At 44.8% G+C, this 17,467-nt stretch carries 13 protein-coding genes; 8 read left to right on the forward strand and 5 right to left on the reverse strand.

What is annotated here, in order from left to right; all coding sequences use genetic code 11:
- Positions 1–5: 5 nt before the first annotated feature.
- Entirely contained in the window at positions 6–3,599 is a 3,594-nt protein-coding gene (gene smc / locus H6F44_RS14785; RefSeq protein ID WP_190351800.1) for a chromosome segregation protein SMC, read from the reverse strand.
- Between the two features lie 478 nt (positions 3,600–4,077).
- On the opposite strand from smc, the gene H6F44_RS14790 reads away from it, so the two are divergent.
- From H6F44_RS14790 to H6F44_RS14805, 4 genes are all read left to right on the forward strand, one after another.
- On the forward strand, positions 4,078–4,794 hold the full coding sequence (locus H6F44_RS14790) for a C40 family peptidase (RefSeq protein WP_190351801.1): 717 nt from the start codon (positions 4,078–4,080) through the stop codon (positions 4,792–4,794).
- Between the two features lie 38 nt (positions 4,795–4,832).
- Positions 4,833–5,819, forward strand: coding sequence for a succinate dehydrogenase/fumarate reductase iron-sulfur subunit (locus tag H6F44_RS14795; RefSeq protein ID WP_190351802.1), 987 nt, complete (start codon positions 4,833–4,835; stop codon positions 5,817–5,819).
- Between the two features lie 128 nt (positions 5,820–5,947).
- A complete protein-coding gene (gene glgB / locus H6F44_RS14800; RefSeq protein WP_190351803.1) occupies positions 5,948–8,218 on the forward strand; it encodes a 1,4-alpha-glucan branching protein GlgB in 2,271 nt (756 codons plus the stop codon).
- Between the two features lie 110 nt (positions 8,219–8,328).
- Positions 8,329–9,933 carry a nucleoside transporter C-terminal domain-containing protein gene (locus H6F44_RS14805; RefSeq protein ID WP_190351804.1) on the forward strand — a complete coding sequence of 535 codons (1,605 nt, stop codon included), beginning with the start codon at positions 8,329–8,331 and terminating at the stop codon, positions 9,931–9,933.
- An 80-nt stretch (positions 9,934–10,013) separates the two neighbouring features.
- On the opposite strand, the gene H6F44_RS14810 is transcribed toward H6F44_RS14805, so the two are convergent.
- The 3 genes from H6F44_RS14810 to H6F44_RS14820 form a co-directional block, all read right to left on the reverse strand.
- On the reverse strand, positions 10,014–10,457 hold the full coding sequence (locus H6F44_RS14810) for a hypothetical protein (RefSeq protein WP_190351805.1): 444 nt from the start codon (positions 10,455–10,457) through the stop codon (positions 10,014–10,016).
- Positions 10,458–10,478: 21 nt separating this feature from the next.
- Positions 10,479–10,778 carry a DUF6825 family protein gene (locus tag H6F44_RS14815; RefSeq protein ID WP_190351806.1) on the reverse strand — a complete coding sequence of 100 codons (300 nt, stop codon included), beginning with the start codon at positions 10,776–10,778 and terminating at the stop codon, positions 10,479–10,481.
- A 602-nt stretch (positions 10,779–11,380) separates the two neighbouring features.
- The gene (locus H6F44_RS14820; protein WP_190351807.1) at positions 11,381–12,334 is read right to left on the reverse strand and encodes an NmrA family NAD(P)-binding protein; all 954 of its coding nucleotides are present in this window, start codon (positions 12,332–12,334) and stop codon (positions 11,381–11,383) included.
- 347 nt (positions 12,335–12,681) lie between these two features.
- On the opposite strand from H6F44_RS14820, the gene H6F44_RS14825 reads away from it, so the two are divergent.
- Together H6F44_RS14825 and H6F44_RS14830 are read left to right on the forward strand one after the other, a co-directional pair.
- Positions 12,682–12,855 (forward strand): hypothetical protein, encoded by a 174-nt coding sequence (locus H6F44_RS14825; protein ID WP_190351808.1) that lies wholly within the window; start codon positions 12,682–12,684, stop codon positions 12,853–12,855.
- A 236-nt stretch (positions 12,856–13,091) separates the two neighbouring features.
- On the forward strand, positions 13,092–13,370 hold the full coding sequence (locus H6F44_RS14830; RefSeq protein ID WP_242016587.1) for a YciI family protein: 279 nt from the start codon (positions 13,092–13,094) through the stop codon (positions 13,368–13,370).
- Here the strand turns inward: H6F44_RS14830 and H6F44_RS14835 are convergent.
- Positions 13,367–14,440, reverse strand: a complete 1,074-nt coding sequence (locus H6F44_RS14835) for an AI-2E family transporter (protein ID WP_190351809.1) — start codon at positions 14,438–14,440, stop codon at positions 13,367–13,369. The two genes, H6F44_RS14830 and H6F44_RS14835, sit on opposite strands and share 4 nt — an antisense overlap.
- A 190-nt stretch (positions 14,441–14,630) precedes the next feature.
- On the opposite strand from H6F44_RS14835, the gene H6F44_RS14840 reads away from it, so the two are divergent.
- Both H6F44_RS14840 and H6F44_RS14845 read left to right on the forward strand, forming a co-directional pair.
- Positions 14,631–15,410, forward strand: a complete 780-nt coding sequence (locus H6F44_RS14840; protein WP_190351810.1) for an ABC transporter permease — start codon at positions 14,631–14,633, stop codon at positions 15,408–15,410.
- A 596-nt stretch (positions 15,411–16,006) separates the two neighbouring features.
- Positions 16,007–17,302 carry a glycosyltransferase family 4 protein gene (locus H6F44_RS14845; RefSeq protein WP_199302141.1) on the forward strand — a complete coding sequence of 432 codons (1,296 nt, stop codon included), beginning with the start codon at positions 16,007–16,009 and terminating at the stop codon, positions 17,300–17,302.
- The last annotated feature ends 165 nt before the right edge of the window (positions 17,303–17,467 follow it).

Raw genomic sequence — 17,467 nt, forward strand, 5'->3', positions numbered from 1 at the left:
GAGTTCTAACTTGAAGACGATCGCAGTTCTAAGCCCAAGACCTGAGTATGTTCGCCACGCGCTTGGGTTACGCCAATGGTGCGCTCGGAGGCTTCGATCATCGGGCGGCGCAGGCTGACCACGATAAACTGAGCAAGACTGGCTTGTTTGCGTACCATTTTTGATAGCCGTTCCACATTAGAGCCATCAAGAAACATATCAACCTCATCGAAGGCATAGAAGGGAGAAGGACGATAGCGCTGCAATGCAAAGATAAAACTAAGAGCAGTCAGGGACTTTTCGCCACCAGACATGGATGATAGGTTCTGAACTTGTTTACCCTTGGGATGGGCAACGAGGGTTAAGCCACCACTGAGAGGCGCGTTGGGATTTTCCAATTGTAAAAAGCCATCGCCATCGGATAGCTCTGAGAAGATTTCTTTAAAATGTCCATTCACAGCATCAAAGGCTTGCATAAAGGCGCGTTGACGCAATGTGGTGAAGTTCTCAATTCTAATTAAGAGTTCTGTGCGCTCTTGGTTGAGGGTTTCCAATCGGCTACTGAGTTCATCAAGCCGTTCTGATGTGGCTTCATATTCGGCGATCGCCATCATGTTGACAGGTTCCATCGACTGAATGCGCTTGAGAAGGCGACGTTGCTCTAGTTGCAACTGTTCGAGGGTCATGTCTTCAGGTACTTCAGGCACAATATCAGGCAGTTCAATGAGTTCTAACTGCTCAATGAATTGGGCAATTTGTTGTTCTAGTTCAACTTGGCGCTCACGATTCTTTTGTAATTGCCATTCCTGTTGTTGGTATTGTTGCTGTTGTGTCCGCAGCGATCGCTCTGCCGCATCACGTTCTTGCTTAGCCCCGCCAATGGTCTGCTCTAGGCTCTCCAGACGACTTTGATAGGAGGCGATCGCCTGTTCAGTTTGTTTGATTTGCAATTGCACTTGCGAGGTATTATTAATCAATTCAGTTTGATTACTGCGAAGTTCTTGCAGACGACCTTGGCGCTGTGCCATCTTTTCAAGGGCAAGCTTATGTTGATTTTCCAATTCACCAACCCTTTGCTTGGCAGTACGCAGTTCGATTTCCGCCGCATTTAAGAGAGCTTCTTGCCCTTGGAGGCTTTCTTGCGCCTGTAGCCAACGGGTGTGGGTTCCCGACTTTTCCAGTTCCGCTAGTTCCGCACGTTTAACTAATAACTTGGCTTCTAGTTCGGCAATGTTACCATCCAAATTATTTAATTGCGCCTGTCCGATTTCAATAGCAGTGCGGGTTTGTTGGATTTGATCTTGCAAGCGGGCGCGATCACGGTTGTTGCGTTCGATTTGTTCATAAATGCGATCGCGCTGAAGTTGCGCCTCACGGTGGGTGGTTCGCGCTGCTTGCAACTGCTCTTCGTATTTGGCAATACCCGTCAATGCCCCGCGTAAACGTTGATTGAGTCGCGCCAACATTTGATCGATTTCCAAGAGGCGATCGCGCAATTGCTTCGTTTCGGATGACTCCGCAGGCTTGGCATTACCAAAATGGAGACTGGTATGTAACGGCGCACTGCCGCCAGTCATGGCTCCTGAAGTTTCTAGAATTTCCCCCTCTAGCGTCACCATGCGATATTTGCCAATGTGAAATCTGGCTTGATTGAGATTCTCGAATACGAGCGTATTGCCAAACACAAAGGAGAAGACATCCTGATAGCGGTCTTCGTAGGTGACAAGGTTAAAGGCATAATCGATCGCCCCTAATTTTTGGGCTTCGGTGCGGGAGGGGAATCGCGCTGCCTGTAATTTATTCAAGGGTAAAAAAGTCGCTCTTCCAGCCCTTTCCCGCTTGAGTAAAGCGATCGCCTCTGCCGCCACTTCATCATTTTCGACAACCAGATTCCCTAATCTGCCACCCGCACAGATTTCCAGTGCCAACTGATAGCGGGGTTCCACCAGCCCCAATTGGGCAACCAATCCATAAACCCCTGACATATCCGCTTCGATGATTACCTGTGAAGCTTTTGTCCCTTGGACTTCGCGGCTTGCCTGTACCTGAGCTTCCAGTTTATCCAATTGTCGAGATTTTACCCTCTGCTCCTGATTGAGGCGATCAATAGTTTCATTTTGCAGTTGTACTTCTAATTGGGCTTCTGCCAGATTTTTGGCAAGGGTTTGCACTAAGGATTCTGCACCGCTAACCTCGGCCTCTTGCAACCTTAGGGCATCTTCTAAGGATTGATTAGAGAGCATATCGACGCTATAGCGCCCTTCACCCGCGAGAATTTCTTTGAGTTCCCTCTCCTGCACTTCCAATTGCAGCGATCGCTGATTTAGTACTTCCCTAATTCGAGTTTGTTCCTGCTTTTGGGGATCAAGTTCGGCTTGGGCTTGATCCACATCTTGGCGTAACTGAGTTTGCTGGCGTACCCATTCTGAAGATGCTGAGGCGATCGCCTGTACTTCCTTGCGATATTGGGAAACAATTGCCGATTGTTGATCCCGCGACTTCTCAGCCGTAACTGCGGCATCATCCTGAAGTTGCTTTTGCGATTCTAACTGAGTTGATTCTGACAGGAGGCGATCAATTTCCTCTTGGGTGCTGACAATATGATTTTGATTGTTTTGATAGGAGCTAGTTAGGGCTTGCTGTTGCCGTTGCAAACCGCGTAGTTCCGCTTGCTGTGCCGACAGATTGCTTGATACCGCTAGATACTCCTCTTCACCCAACGTATGCACGCGATCGCTGAGTTCGTTAAGTTGCACTGTCCCCGTTTCGATTACCTGCGAGAGTTCCATCAAGGATTTCTCGATATTTTCACATTGTTCGCGATTGTTAATCAGTTCAATGTTACGCAGAGATTGCTGATAGGTGATTTCACGCTGTTGCAGTACCGCCTCCGATGCCTCCATGCGTTCATATTCCAAGCGCAATGCCTTATATTTTTCTGCCTTGACGCGATCGCTCTTTAACTTCTCCTTATTGGCAATCAATTCCTGCTCAACAATACGGAATCGCTCCTCCTGCACCTTTACGTCATCAAGCTTATCCTTGGCCGTAGCAATTTTGCGATCGAACTCGCCCACCCCCGCCAACTCATCAATAATCTCTCGCCTTTCCCGCGAATTCATCGAGATAATGCCCGTAACATCCCCTTGCAATACCACATTATAGCCTTCAGGATAAATACGGAACTTGGCTAACTGTTCATGGAGTTCGCTCAAATTGCAAGGCGTTCCATTAATGTAATAGGTGGAAGTATAAGTCCCCTGACTCGTCACCCGCAACTTCCGCATGACCGTCCATTCACCCGCCGCCGCCACATTAGCGATCGCGCCTTCACTCTGCAACGCCGCCATTTCCGCATCTTCCAACGCAAAGGTGACGATCACACTCGCCTCCACCATCCGCCCACTTTTGCTGTGAGCTTGGTTAACCAAATCTGGCAAGCGATCGGCTCGCATCCCCTTTGACCCCGCTAACCCCAGCGCAAACAGCAAGGCATCCAAAATATTCGACTTACCCGACCCATTTGGTCCCGAAATCACCGTAAACCCTTGCAAAAGTGGGATCGACACAGTGGAGCCGAAGGACTTAAATCTAGTGAGTTCTACATTTTTAATGTACATAATGGCGATCTGGGATGCGATCTTAGGGGCAAGAGTTGAGCAGCGATCGGGCTATGTTGGTTTTTGACAGTCCAAAAGTGCCAATACGTTACCACATCTTGTCAAAAATGGCACAGGTACGGTCAAAATTTTAGTTCGCCAGCATTGGGTTGACAGAGATTGGCGCAGACTTACTTACAATCTAGGGCAAATTTTCTAGGGCAAATTTTGAAAGTCTTGCACCACAACGCAGTTAAAATTGCTGTAACGGTATGATTTTGGTTGGCAACCCTCATATAATTCTGTCAATGACAAAAAAAAGTTGTGATTACTATGTCAACCTCAAGTGAATAGCTCCTTCTCAAATCAAAAACTCCATGATTTTGTCGTTCACATTGAACCAACAGCCAAATTATCAACAGATGTTCCACATTTAGGGTATTCCCTAATAGAGTATGCCCTAATAGAGAATCATTACATAGCCAATCCCCAATCCCCAATGCCCAATCTTATCTATTACAGCAATACAGATATCAATATCTATGATGCCAATACAGGCGATCGCCTAGCAACCCAAATGGCAAAGGGGCGCTACTTACAAACTCAAGACACAGAACTAACCGCAGCATTAAATAAGCAATTAGACTATTTAGAAATTAAACTATTGGCGGATGATTATGGGGGATGGCTATGGCACGGTGACTTAGAAAAATTACAACTATGCGATCGCCAGAAATATATTGCTCAGTTACCACCCATCCCAAACGCATCAGCAATTAGCGATCGCCTGCCGCAGGTAATCGCCTATATCCAACAAGCAATGTCAACGCCCAATGAATATCTGTGGGGAGGTACGGTTGCCCCTAACTATGACTGCTCAGGTTTAATGCAGGCAGCTTTTGCCTCAGTTGGGATTATTATTCCCCGTGATGCTTATCAGCAGGAGGCATTTGGCGATCGCCTTGAAGGTGGACAACTGCCACAGGACTTACAAATTGGTGATTTGATTTTCTTTGGCAACTCCACCAAAGCCACCCATGTTGGTATTTATATTGGCAACGATCAATATATTCATAGTTCTGGCAAGGAACATGGACATAATGGCATTGCTATTAGTGCCTTACAAGGCAGTGATCCTGTATCAAAATGGTATGCTCAACAACTGCGGGGAGCAGCTAGAATTGTGCGATCATTACCGCCAATTGTGCCAATATAGCCAAAACATGGCCCCTTCAGCAAAGAGAAGTAAAATCTATGACCTTACCCAGTATCACGGTGAAATTGCATCGCCAAGCTTCGCGTCAAGCTGATGCAAATTACCAAACCTACACAATCAAGGCTAATCCTGATCGCACCACAGTCCTTGATGCCTTAATCAAAATTCAAGAGGAGCAGGATGGTTCCATTGGATTTCGGCGCAACTGTCGCAATGCTATTTGTGGCTCCTGTGCCATGCGAATTAATGGGCGATCGGGTTTAGCCTGTCAAAAGCATATTAGCGAAGTGATGGGAGCGCAAGACACGGAACTGGTCATCGAACCGATGCACAACTTACCCGTAATTAAAGATTTGATTGTGGATATGACCAAATTTTGGGACAACCTTCATAAAGTTGATCCCTATGTCTCTACAGCATCGCGACAAATCAGCAAAACCGAATACCTGCAAACCCCTGCCCAACGCGCCCAACTCCAAGCTGCCGCCAACTGTATTCTCTGCGGTTCCTGCTATTCAGAATGTAATGCTGCCGCCGTAAGCGATCGCTTTGTGGGTCCCCATGCCCTAGCCAAAGCATATCGGGTCATGGCAGATAATCGCGATGATCGTACAGAGGAAAGGGTTGCCAAATATAACGAATCAGGGTTTGTCTGGGACTGCACCCGATGTTATAACTGCAATGAGGTCTGTCCAGTAGAAGTACAACCCCTAGATCGCATTTCCCAAATCAAGCATGAGATTCTCGCTAACCCTGATTTGCCAAAATCCACAGCCCAGCGCCATCGGCATACAATGGTTGAACTAGTTAAAGAAGATGGTTGGATCGATGAAAGCAAATTTGGGGTGATTGTAGTCGGCGATAACTTCCGCGACTTAAAAGGGTTATTAAGTATTTTCCCCCTTGGGATGCGGATGGTTTTAAGGGGCAAAATGCCATATCCTTGGCAATTTCAAAAATCAGCAGGCGCACCAGAGGCTAAGGCTTTAATTGAGGCGATCGCTGAGGCAAAAAAAATTCACTAGAGATTTTAACCTAATCACTGTGTATGAAATAAAAATGAAATCCACTATTCCTCTTTAGTTTAGATTACACCCCGTAATTTAGGGAATAATATGCAGTAATTTAAATATGTGCGTTTACTAATAGAGATATGACCCCAACCCTCCCCACCGAGCAAATTGATCGCATTGTGTGGAATCAACACCACGACCCCTTTACAGTCCTCGGCCCACATGAAATTGAGCAAGATGGTAAATCGGTATGGGTGGTTAGAGCGTATCTACCCGATGCAGAGGCAGTATCCGTAGTTACACCCGATCAAAACAAAGAATATTCCATGCAGTCGGTGCATCATCCCCACTTTTTTGAATGTGTGATCAGTGACGCGCCCCACCTGTTTAGCTATCAACTCAAGGTTAAATCTAGTCAGGGCGATCGCCTGATGCGCGATCCCTATTATTTTAAATCACCACTCCTCACCGAGTTTGATGCCTACCTATTTGGCGAAGGCACGCATTATCAGATCTATGAAAAAATGGGCGCTCACCCCACCGAAATTGACGGCGTAAGCGGCGTATATTTTGCAGTCTGGGCTCCTAATGCCAGAAATGTATCTGTAATCGGCGACTTTAATAGCTGGGACGGACGCAAGCACCAAATGCGGAAAGGGCATACAGGCATTTGGGACTTGTTTATTCCCGATTTGACCATTGGCACAGTTTACAAATATGAAATTAAAAGCCCTGAAGGACATATTTACGAAAAGTCCGATCCCTATGGATTCTTTCAGGAAATTCGCCCCAAAACAGCTTCCATCGTCACCGATCTCAATGATTATCAATGGCACGATCAAGATTGGCTAGATAATCGCCGTAGCCAAGATCCACTTAAGCAGCCAATTTCCGTTTATGAGCTGCACCTTGGATCATGGATGCACTCGGCGATGGATCACCCACCGGAAAGTGGCTATCCTGCGGTAGCGGCGGCTGACCTCAAGCCAGGAGCCAGATTTCTTACCTACCGAGAACTCGCTGAAGATTTGATTCCCTATGTCAAGGGCATGGGCTATACCCACATCGAAGTCATGCCGATCGCTGAGCATCCCTTTGATGGGTCATGGGGTTATCAGGTGACAGGCTATTACGCCGCCACCTCGCGCTATGGCACACCACAGGACTTGATGTATTTCATTGATAAGTGCCACCAAAACAACATTGGCATTATCGTTGACTGGGTTCCTGCCCATTTCCCCAAGGATGGACATGGTTTGTCATTCTTTGATGGCACATTTCTTTATGAGCCTGCGGATGTGAGGATTGGCGAACATAAGGAATGGGGTACGAAAATCTTTAACTACAAACGTAGTGAGGTGAAGAATTTTCTAATTGCCAATGTTTTATTTTGGTTCGAGAAATATCACATAGACGGCATCCGTGTGGATGCAGTTGCCTCCATGATCTACCGTGATTACAACCGTGAGGCAGGCACATGGCTACCCAATGAGTATGGCGGTCGCGAAAGTCTCGAAGCGATCGAGTTATTCCGTCATTTGCACAGCATTCTATTCACTTATTACCCTGGGGCGCTATCGATCGCCGAAGAGTCCACCTCTTGGCCCATGGTGACATGGCCCGCTTACTCAGGGGGCTTAGGCTTTAACCTGAAGTGGAATATGGGCTGGATGCACGATATGCTCAACTACTTCAAGCTTGACCCATATTTCCGAGGACATAACAACAATTACCTCACTTTCAGCATTTGGTATGCCTTCAGCGAAAACTTCATGCTGGCGCTTTCCCATGATGAAGTGGTACATGGCAAGAGTCCGATGATCGGCAAGATGCCAGGGGATGAGTGGCAGAAATTCGCTAATTTGCGCTGTCTCTATGGCTATATGTTTACCCACCCAGGTAAGAAGACCATGTTTATGGGTATGGAAATTGGGCAATGGTCAGAGTGGAATGTTTGGGGCGATCTAGAATGGCATCTGTTACAGTACCAGCCACACAAGAGTCTGCAAACCTATATTGGCGATCTTAACAAACTATTGCGATCAACCCCAGAGCTATATGTTCAGGACTTTTCGCAGGATGGCTTTGAATGGATCGAGTGCAATGACACCCAAAACTCTGTAATTTCTTTCTTACGCAAGGCAGAGCATGGTGACTTTGTATTAGTAGTTTGCAACTTTACCCCTGTTCCCCATCATAACTATCGAGTAGGGGTTCCAGAAAAAGGTTTTTATAAAGAAATCCTCAATAGCGATGCGCCAATCTATGGTGGTAGTGGCATTGGTAATCTTGGTGGCAAATATACCGATGACTATGGCACTCATGGCAAGCCCTATTCCCTCGATGTGACTGCACCACCTCTGTCGGTGGTAGTTTTGAAATACATAGGTGAAGATATAGGTGAAGCCTAAAATCTAAAAAATACAGACTGGCTATGCCAGCCTGTATTTTTTTAGGTCGAATTTTGGCATTTTGGTGTAGATTACTCTAGCTAGATATTTCGTCAGCCTGTACATTTGCCATGACCTATCTAAACTTCGTCTCCTTTTTCGGCATTTTTGGCTTGTGCTTTGTGGCTTGGATCTTTTCCGAAGATCGCCGAGTCATTCCGTGGCGAGTCATTATTTGGGGGGTCGGCTTACAGTTAGTCTTAGGATTTTTAATATTTCAACTGCCTCAAACTAGAGATGCCCTGCAATGGTTTAGCAATCTGCTAGATGGTGTATTTGCATCGGCGGATACTGGGGCTAGATTTGTATTTGGCAGGTTATTAGTGCCACCAACGGGTCAAGAGCCCTATGTGCTTTTACCCGCTAGACCCGATGGCACTTGCCCACCAGGTCAAGTTTTGTTAGATGACTTGACTAGTGTAGCTAATGCGGCGACAAATTACTGTACGACTAATCGCTTAGCTTATGTGTTTGCGTTTAGAGCTTTGCCAGCAGTGGTATTTTTCTCTGGTTTTATGGCTTTGCTAGAAAATCTGGGCATCATCCAAAAAATTGTCGAAGTATTTGCCAAGTTATTTTTCTGGACGATGCGCTTGAGTGGGGCTGAGTCTTTGAGTGGGGCTGCCAATATTTTTGTGGGTATTGAGGCGGCGATCGTGGTTAAGCCTTATTTACCGAAAATGACTCGCAGCGAACTATGCGCGATTCTTGCCTGTTGTTTCGGCACGGCGGCTTCATCAACCTTGGCGATTTACACCAGCTTTTTACGTCCTGTTTTTCCCAATATTTTAGGGCATTTAGTTTCTGCTTCGATTATTGCGATCCCTGCCTGCTTTGTACTGTCAAAAATTCTTGTGCCTGAAACCGAAGTCCCCTTAACGATGGGCGGGATTCCGAAGGAGGATAAGGCGGCTAAGAATGAAAATGAAGAGGGTGAACTAGAGAATGCAGGCGGCGAGGCAATGAAGCGCATGAGTCCAATGGATGCCACAATTATTGGCGCTTTGGATGGCTTGAAGATGGCAGCTTCGATCGCCGCAATTTTGATTTTGATTGTAGGCTTAGTGGATTTAATCAATCAAATTTTTGGTTGGTTAGCCACAATTAGCGACATTTTTAAGATTATTAATTTACCAAATATTCAAGGCGCTTTATTCTATCCCTTAACATTGTTAACAGGGGTATCCCTAGATGATTCTTGGACGGCTTCGGTAATCATTGGGCGGCGCTTGTTAGAGACGGCGATCCCACCCTATCAAGCTTTGGCTCAGGCGGCTAAGGATGGCATCATTAGCGATCGCACAGTAATTATTGTAAGTTATGCCCTGTCTGGATTTGCCCACCTTGCCTCTGTCGGCATTTTTGTGGGTGGCACGATCGCCCTGATTCCCTCCCGCCGCCGCGATATTTCCGACCTTGGCTGGAAGGCTCTATTTGTCGGCACATTGGCAACTTTAATGATTTCTTGTATTGCAGGTGTGTTTGATGATGGTAGCCCCAGCGTTTTGGGGGAAAAGAAACCTCCAGCCCCCGCAGTTCCCACTGCGCCGTCACCAACGGTTTCTCCTAACGTTGCTCCAACTAATGCACCAGCTAATTCACCAACCGCAGCACCTAGCCCCACGGGTTCTCCTAGTCCTGCGGCTACGCCCAAAGCTTCACCAGCATTGCGTTAGACAAAGTTAGCAACATAAGCTCATACAAAAAAAGCAGGATCAGCACTAAGTACTGATCCTGCTTTTTAGGTTTTTTTGACTTACTTACGATTAACCATTTCGATCATTAGCCGAATGCTTTCAGCTTGAGTTTTAGCCACATCCGCTTGATTTTTAGCAGATTCAGCTTGGATTTTGGCAGATTCAGCTTGGTTTTTAATTGATTCAGCTTGGATTTTGGCAGATTCAGCTTGGATTTTGGCAGATTCAGCTTGCTCTATGGCGATCGCGGCTTGACGTTCGAGGATTGACTCGATTCGCGCCATACGCTGATTAGATTCTGCTAATAATTGAGCCGTTACCTCTCTATTTTCCCTAGCCTCTTCCGAAATGCCATATATTTCTGCCTTAAGGTTAGGCACTTCCAAATATAGAGCCTGAACTAGTTGACCAATCTGCTCGATCAAAGTATTGATGCGATCGCCCTGCTCGTCAATCTTATTAGCAAAGCGATCTAGCCTCTCATCAGTCCATTCCGATGTCATTGATTGAGTTCCTCAAATTGCTTAGCGATCGCGATATTCTTGTAACTCAGATTTTAGTTGAGCGATTTCTGCCCTTAAGTTATCGATGGTTTCTTGCAACTCTTCAGGCTCAATTTCGCCATCATCGGGTTTAACGGTAAATTTTTGCTTGTCAGCCTTTTCCATCACTGTTTCTACAAAAATCCGAATCTGTTCGCGCTGTTCTGCGTCAAACTTGCCCAAAGCACTCAAGGCATCGGACAAAGTATTTTCAAGGCGATCGATTACCGCCTCAGCAGTGGCTCTACCAATAAAGAAAGCGTCTAGGGGTGATTTGCTCATGATTTTTTGATTTGGACTACTGCCACAATGTTTAGTTTTTGAGGAAAATGAATATTGACATTCTCAGCGCTGAAGCGCCAGAGATTACTGATTCAGCTAGACAACTTACCAAGCAGATTTGCATCAACTTGACAGAGGTCTAGCTCTCCACAGGCGTGAATTCGGGTATGCCCTTTATGAGCCTGAAAATAACGCATTTTCGTAAATACATGAAATGTCAAAGTTGAGCATGAAATAACCCTGATTCTCTATATTCCTGACAACCCAATTATGTAATTTATTACGTACAAACAGAGCGTTACGAATCACCTCTTCAATGAGGTTGTACTTCTCTGTCCTGTCTCTTAATTTTGCTTCAAGTACTAGCATGATTATTAGTACCTTATACTGCGAATTCTAGCACAAAATGTGAGACCTTACAGCGTTTTGAGCTTGTTTCAAACCTAGAAAAATTCTTGAAAACGGCGCAAAGTAACGTTCTCAAGAATAATCCTGTACGATTTCAAGCCTCAATAGGTGGAGGCAAAGAGAGCCATGCTCAAGGCGCGAGGTTTTCAATTTTCAACCTGATTTTCTGACAAAAAAAGCTCTAAACCTTGCGTTTAGAAAGGAGCTTTGATCTTTGGTTCTTTGTAGTCGAGTTCCTTGAGCTTTTTGAGAATACGGCTAAAGTAATCCTGCATATAGGCTTCGAGAGTTGTCATTTCCGCTTCGTCTAGCCCAAAAATCTTGTAAGTCTCGGTCATATCTGCATCTAGAGGGATGCCACTAGCAAGGACTTCGGCATATGCCATGCGTTCGGCAAAGCTCCAACCCCACTCAAAGCCCAGTGCCACCTTGCGAGCAAACCGAAGTAAGCCAATGGGCATATTAGCGGTTCTGCGGGTGCGCCCCGACATTCTTTCACAGAGTTTGATGATTTCGCTGGGTTGCCATGCTTTTGGCCCTGCGATCGCGAAGGATTGACGTTCTGTCTCTTTGACGGTCAAAGCCCGAATTGCAAATTTGGCGATGTCTTGGGTATTCATATAGGCGATCGGCGAAGATTCCCCGCCAACCCAAATAGTTTGGTTTTCTAAAATGGGGATGGCATATTCACCAATTAGATTTTGGAAGAAGCCGCAGGGCTTGAGGATGGTGTAGTTTAAATCAGTGGATGCTAGAAATTTCTCAGTACAGTTTTTGATATCCATCAATGGCACATTGGGATATTTTTCAGCATTGAGGATAGAGAAGAAAATGAAGCGTTCTACCTTGGCGCGTTCGGCGGCTTGGATCAATGCGACTTGACCTGACCAATCGACATCTTTAATCCTGAGGGAGTCGGTGGCGCGGGTAGTGGCGGCATCAATGATTTCGGTGATACCTTCCAATGCGTCGTCTAAACTTTCGGTATTAGTAAGGCTACCAGCCACTAGCTCGGCTCCCCATTCCCTCAAAAAGCCTGCCTTTTTGGGATATCGGACAAGACACTTGACCTTTAGCCCCCGATCTAGTGCATGACGGGTGATTTGACGACCTAGTGTACCTGTCGCACCGACGATCAGTAAGCTCATAAAGTTTTTTATTAAATTAGTTTTGTAAACATATATAAATCTATCAGATATTTGGTGACAACTTTTGCTTACGGTGCTTTGCGCTCAAATCCCAACCGAGAAAAAATTTGAAAACTTTGCAAAGCAAGGTCTTCGGGCTTCTTCTTGTAAATACTTGGTCAGGAATTGGGTAAAACATCGTAATCGAGCAATCGCGATCGGCATCAGTAAGGTTGGTAAATTGTTAATGAATGTTACGAAAAAAGTGTTTTACAAGAAGAATTATTGAGCAGCCGCCACAGTATCAAGACAGCTAATGTAGTCTGTTTGTCATTAATAAATGTTTTTAGATATTCGGAATTCAAAAAATGTACAAGAACTCTACAAAAGATCCTGTAGTTGCTGCTGTCACCGCAGGTTTGGGCGCTGGCGCTGTAGCTTGTTTTAGCGTGAGCCAAGGGCAGAACCTGATTGTGGCGATCGGGGTAACTATTTTTGCCACCACTGTTGCTTTGTTAGTTGATCGGCTTTTCTTTAATTAACGCAATTCAAAGTGCTTGACACTCAAACCGCCATCAAGAATCCATCAAGAATCCATCAAGAATATTTTAAAAATCCTATGAAACAAGGCTTTTAAAATATTCTTTGGGTCTAACCAATGCCTGATTGGTTGACAAGTCTCTGTCCAAGGCAGTCAATATGCCCACACTACAATGTCAGAAAACTAGCTAATTCGCGGGAAGATCAAAAATCCATACAAAAAATCCATATAAAATTTATGTCTGAACTCAAAAAATTTATCATGTGGGGAAGTTACTGTGAAGGTGTCATCGATAAACGAATGCCATATCGCCAAGCCCATTTGGATAATCTCAAAGCTCTCCATGAATCGGGGCAGCTACTAAGCATTGGTCCAACGCAGGATGTAACTAAGGTATTTGCAGTATATGCGGCAGTGGATGAGGACTCGGTGCGCCAATTAGTAGAGGCTGATCCCTATTGGCAAAATGGCATTTGGACGGATTATGAAGTGCATGAATGGTTTCAAGTTTATTAATCTGGATCTGGGGTTTGCTTGATGCTATTTCTTTGGGCGGAGAAATGATTGAATAAAATTCTGCTGCTGCCTGCGATCGGTGGCGCGAGAACACTGCCAACAATACCAAATAGCTCGAAACCAACGATGATTGATAATAAAAGCTCGAAGGGGTCAAGGTTTAGGTAAGGCGCAACTAACCAAGGTTGCAGGATAAAGGCTTCAATTTGTTGCAGTCCAAAGCAAATTACTAAGGCGATCGCCCCTCGATTAAAATCAACGCCCCAAGCGGCAATGAAAATGGCAACTAAAGCCACCAGTCCGCCGATATAGGGGATAAGATTTAGCACCGCCACCAACAGCCCCAATGCCCCTGCAAAGGGAATGCCAGCGATCGATAATATTAAGTAAGTGCAGAATCCTAACAGGGTGGAAGTGCCAAACCTGCCAACCACATAAGCACCTAGACATCTATTGATTGGGGGGATTAGGGCTTTGACCTCGGTTTGGATCTTGATTGGGAAGGGATTTAAGCATCGCTGAGTGAGACTTTCGGAGTTGATCACCATATATGCAGCGATCATCATGCTCAAAATGGCTAAACCGATCGCATTGAATACTTGCAATGTAAAGCCAAAGGTTTGCCCAACGATATCCCGACCAAAATTCTGTGCTTGCTCAATTATGGGCTGCGTTTGCAAGAGCTTATTGAGTTGTTCTTGACTGATGTTATTGAATAAACCACCTTTTGGCAGTTGGATCTGTTCTAGTAAACTGGGCAACTTGATCAAAAACTGCCCTAGTTCTAGGATAATTTGTGGTGCGGGGGCAACTGCCAAAACTATCACAATCAACAGAAACAGGTAGAGCATGGCGATCGCCGCCGCTTTCCCCAGTCCCAGATGCCAATGCTTATATTTGATGCGCCATTTAGTGATCTGCTCGACAATTGGCGCGATCGCCCCTGCCAAAAACAGGCTAATCAGTAACAGTTGCAATGTTTGCTTGAGTCTAAAAGCAAGGTAGATCCCGACAGCAACAATAGCGATGATTTTTAGGTATTTGGGATAGTCAAATTTACCTTTCAGCACAAATTTCTACCACTTTCTACAGTAATGTTAATTGCAGCGAGTTACCCAAGATTTACCCAGTAACCCTTCGGCAAACACTTGACGCTTTGAAAAATTCTGCAAAAATTTTTAAAGAGAATCCTATTTTATAGATTTTTATAGATTTTTATAGATTTCCTTTGTTTTCTGATTATCTCAGTCAAAAACTCCCATGAACTATGGATATGAAGCGATCGCGATCGGGCGGCGCATTTTGTTAGAGCTATTTCGCACCTACCGAACTTTATTGTTGTGGGTGATATTTCCTGTTTCTATGTTGTTGCTCAATGGCTTTGTTTTGGCTGAAGGCTCCAAAATCTCTACTGCCGAATCCTTTAAGTTAGCTGCACCAGCGACCTTAATTGGTTCTGCCCTATTTTTTAGTTGTCTCGGCGGTACGATGTCCACCATTGTCTCTGAACGCGAAAGTCTGACAATTAAGCGCTTACTAATTGCCCCAATTCACGGTGTTTCTTACTTTCTAGGGATTTTCTTTGCCTATGCCGTAATTGGTATCGGGCAAACACTGCTCATCTACGCGATCGCCTCTTTTTGGGAAGTGCGATTTAATGGCTCAATCGTCCTTGGGCTATTTGTAATTTTCGCCAGTATTGCCTCCTATGTTGGCATCGGCTTTGTCCTTGCCACCAAATTTGCTCGCCGTGCCGAAGATGTTAACTCATTAGTTGCTGCTGTGGGCGTACCTTTGCTAATCCTTGGCGGCGCTTTTTTTCCCACCACATTTCTATCAAAAGATTTATTGTTAATTACACAGTTCAACCCTGTATATCACATGAGTGAAGCATTTACTGCCCTATCTACCAATAGTAAATCTTGGGATAACTATGACTTGCTGCTGCATCTGCGGTTTTTAGTGGGCTTTCTGATCGTAGCGATCGCATCGGGGTGGCTATCTTACAAACGGATGCTTCGCAATGAAAGCCATCTTTAAAACCATTATTCTGTAATCGAATCGAGTAATCCCTTACTAGTCGGATAATTAACATAAACTGACATCAAAACCCAAAGATTAGCGGTAAACGGCGATTCACTAATCCTTAGAAGTAAGGGGAGCAACCAACTAAATTATCGACAGCAAGATCTGTAACATTTTTGCTTGAAAACGTTGACAGTTGTCGGCAACAATACATTCAGCCGATCCTCAAACCTGCAAGCTCAAGTATTCTCAAGGTAGGGAATCTGCATCAATAATCTCTAGAATTTTGCAAGTCTAAAGATAATGCAGTGATTTTTAGTCTTGGCATAAAGCAAATTCAAGGTATAGTTATACAGATATTTAGATGGATTTCACTTGGCAGATCTCCTTCAAGCTAACTTAAACGAACATTTATACTCCCTTTCCAGTCTAACAATAGATATTGAAGCCCAGAATTAACGGTATGGGGCGCAACGCCACAACATTAATTCTGAAATGCGAAAGGAGTAATTATCCAGATTGGTTTTAAATCCAGTAAAGCTTTGCAGGAGCCAATACAAAATCTGATACGCAGCTAGTTGTAGAAAAGTCAATTCAGCACAGAATAAATAATGCTCAAGAAGATATCGCATAAAAATCACGTAAAAGCTAGCATAAGTATCATTACCCAATTCTATCCACCTGATTATGCGGCAACTGGTCAGTTTATATATGATTTAGCCCATGGTTTAGCTAAACAGGGCTTTGATGTGGGAGTTTTTACAGGTATGCCAGGGTATGCCTTTAGACAAACAAATGTAAAACGCCAAGAAGATCTCAATGGGGTCAACGTCAAACGTACTGGCTCCATTAACCTCATGTCCAAACGCATTCGCAACAAGCTGTTGGCTAGTATTTTGTTTTTGCTGCGCTGCGTGATTAAATTTCGTAGTCGGGGGATGCGTGGTTCACATTTGGTCTTGACCTCTGCACCGCCATTTCTAGGCTTGATTGGCTGGTTTTACAACAAAATCTTTGGACATACCTATAGCTGCATTGTTTATGATGTTTATCCTGAAGTTGCGGTGCGGTTAGGTGTGGTCAATGAAAATCATTGGGTGGTTCATCTGTGGGAATTTCTGAACCGTAAGGTGTGGGACAGGGCGACATCCTTGATCGTTCTCAGCGATCCCATGAAACAGTTACTAGTATCAAAAAACCCTCAACTTGCCGACAAAATTTATGTCATTCATAGTTGGGCTGATCCCAAATTGATCCGCCCGATCGCTAAGTCGGATAATTGGTTTGCAAGGGCGAATGACTTGGTTGATAGTTTTATCGTGCTTTACTCAGGAAATTTGGGGCGCTGCCATGATGCCAATACGATTTTAGAAGCAGCTTATCTGTTAAAGGATCATCCAAATATCAAGTTCCTGTTTATTGGCAATGGGGTTGGAGCTAAGATCGTCAAAGAAGCGATCGCCGCAGGTAAGCTAACTAACGCGATCCAAATGCCATACCAAGATCAAGATGTGCTGCCCTTTTCTCTGACCGCTTGCGATCTCTCCCTTGTTAGTGTTTTGCCGAATGTCGGCGATACGATCGCACCATCAAAAATGTATGGCATCTTAGCGGCAGGTCGTCCCGTTGCCGCCATCTGTCCTGAGAATAATTACTTGCGGGACATTGTTGCTGAAGGTAACTGTGGAAAATGTTTTGCTAATGGTGATGCTCAAGGTTTAGCTAATTACATCAACGACTTAGCAGCAAACCCTAAATCTGCTGCCGAACTGGGTCATAATGCTCGCAGCATTTTAGAGCTAAAGTACACGGTTGATAAAGCTATCCCTAAATATATGGAAGCATTGGGTATTCACGACTATGATCCAAGTCTTGCTGTGGAATACAAGCTGGAAACTCAGGTTTAGCACTCATGGCAATTTGCAAATGAATTTACTCTCATTTGCAAGTAATTTGGTAAGTAATAAAGACCTGAGGGGGTGACAAAGACATCTAAAACGTAGCCGTGACAAGCTGCATAGCCCTCTTACCTCGTTGATAGTAGGTTAACTTATTGGGAGCTAGTTTCAATA

This window comes from Pseudanabaena cinerea FACHB-1277, from assembly GCF_014696345.1.
GTDB classification, from domain to species: Bacteria; Cyanobacteriota; Cyanobacteriia; order Pseudanabaenales; family Pseudanabaenaceae; genus Pseudanabaena; species Pseudanabaena cinerea.

Excerpts from the sequence above, each read along its gene's own strand:
- smc (WP_190351800.1), bottom strand. The coding sequence starts at position 3,599 with ATGTACATTAAAAATGTAGAACTCACTAGATTTAAGTCCTTCGGCTCC.
- H6F44_RS14790 (WP_190351801.1), top strand. The coding sequence starts at position 4,078 with ATGCCCAATCTTATCTATTACAGCAATACAGATATCAATATCTATGAT.
- H6F44_RS14795 (WP_190351802.1), top strand. The coding sequence starts at position 4,833 with ATGACCTTACCCAGTATCACGGTGAAATTGCATCGCCAAGCTTCGCGT.
- glgB (WP_190351803.1), top strand. The coding sequence starts at position 5,948 with ATGACCCCAACCCTCCCCACCGAGCAAATTGATCGCATTGTGTGGAAT.
- H6F44_RS14805 (WP_190351804.1), top strand. The coding sequence starts at position 8,329 with ATGACCTATCTAAACTTCGTCTCCTTTTTCGGCATTTTTGGCTTGTGC.
- H6F44_RS14810 (WP_190351805.1), bottom strand. The coding sequence starts at position 10,457 with ATGACATCGGAATGGACTGATGAGAGGCTAGATCGCTTTGCTAATAAG.
- H6F44_RS14815 (WP_190351806.1), bottom strand. The coding sequence starts at position 10,778 with ATGAGCAAATCACCCCTAGACGCTTTCTTTATTGGTAGAGCCACTGCT.
- H6F44_RS14820 (WP_190351807.1), bottom strand. The coding sequence starts at position 12,334 with ATGAGCTTACTGATCGTCGGTGCGACAGGTACACTAGGTCGTCAAATC.
- H6F44_RS14825 (WP_190351808.1), top strand. The coding sequence starts at position 12,682 with ATGTACAAGAACTCTACAAAAGATCCTGTAGTTGCTGCTGTCACCGCA.
- H6F44_RS14830 (WP_242016587.1), top strand. The coding sequence starts at position 13,092 with ATGTCTGAACTCAAAAAATTTATCATGTGGGGAAGTTACTGTGAAGGT.
- H6F44_RS14840 (WP_190351810.1), top strand. The coding sequence starts at position 14,631 with ATGAACTATGGATATGAAGCGATCGCGATCGGGCGGCGCATTTTGTTA.
- H6F44_RS14845 (WP_199302141.1), top strand. The coding sequence starts at position 16,007 with ATGCTCAAGAAGATATCGCATAAAAATCACGTAAAAGCTAGCATAAGT.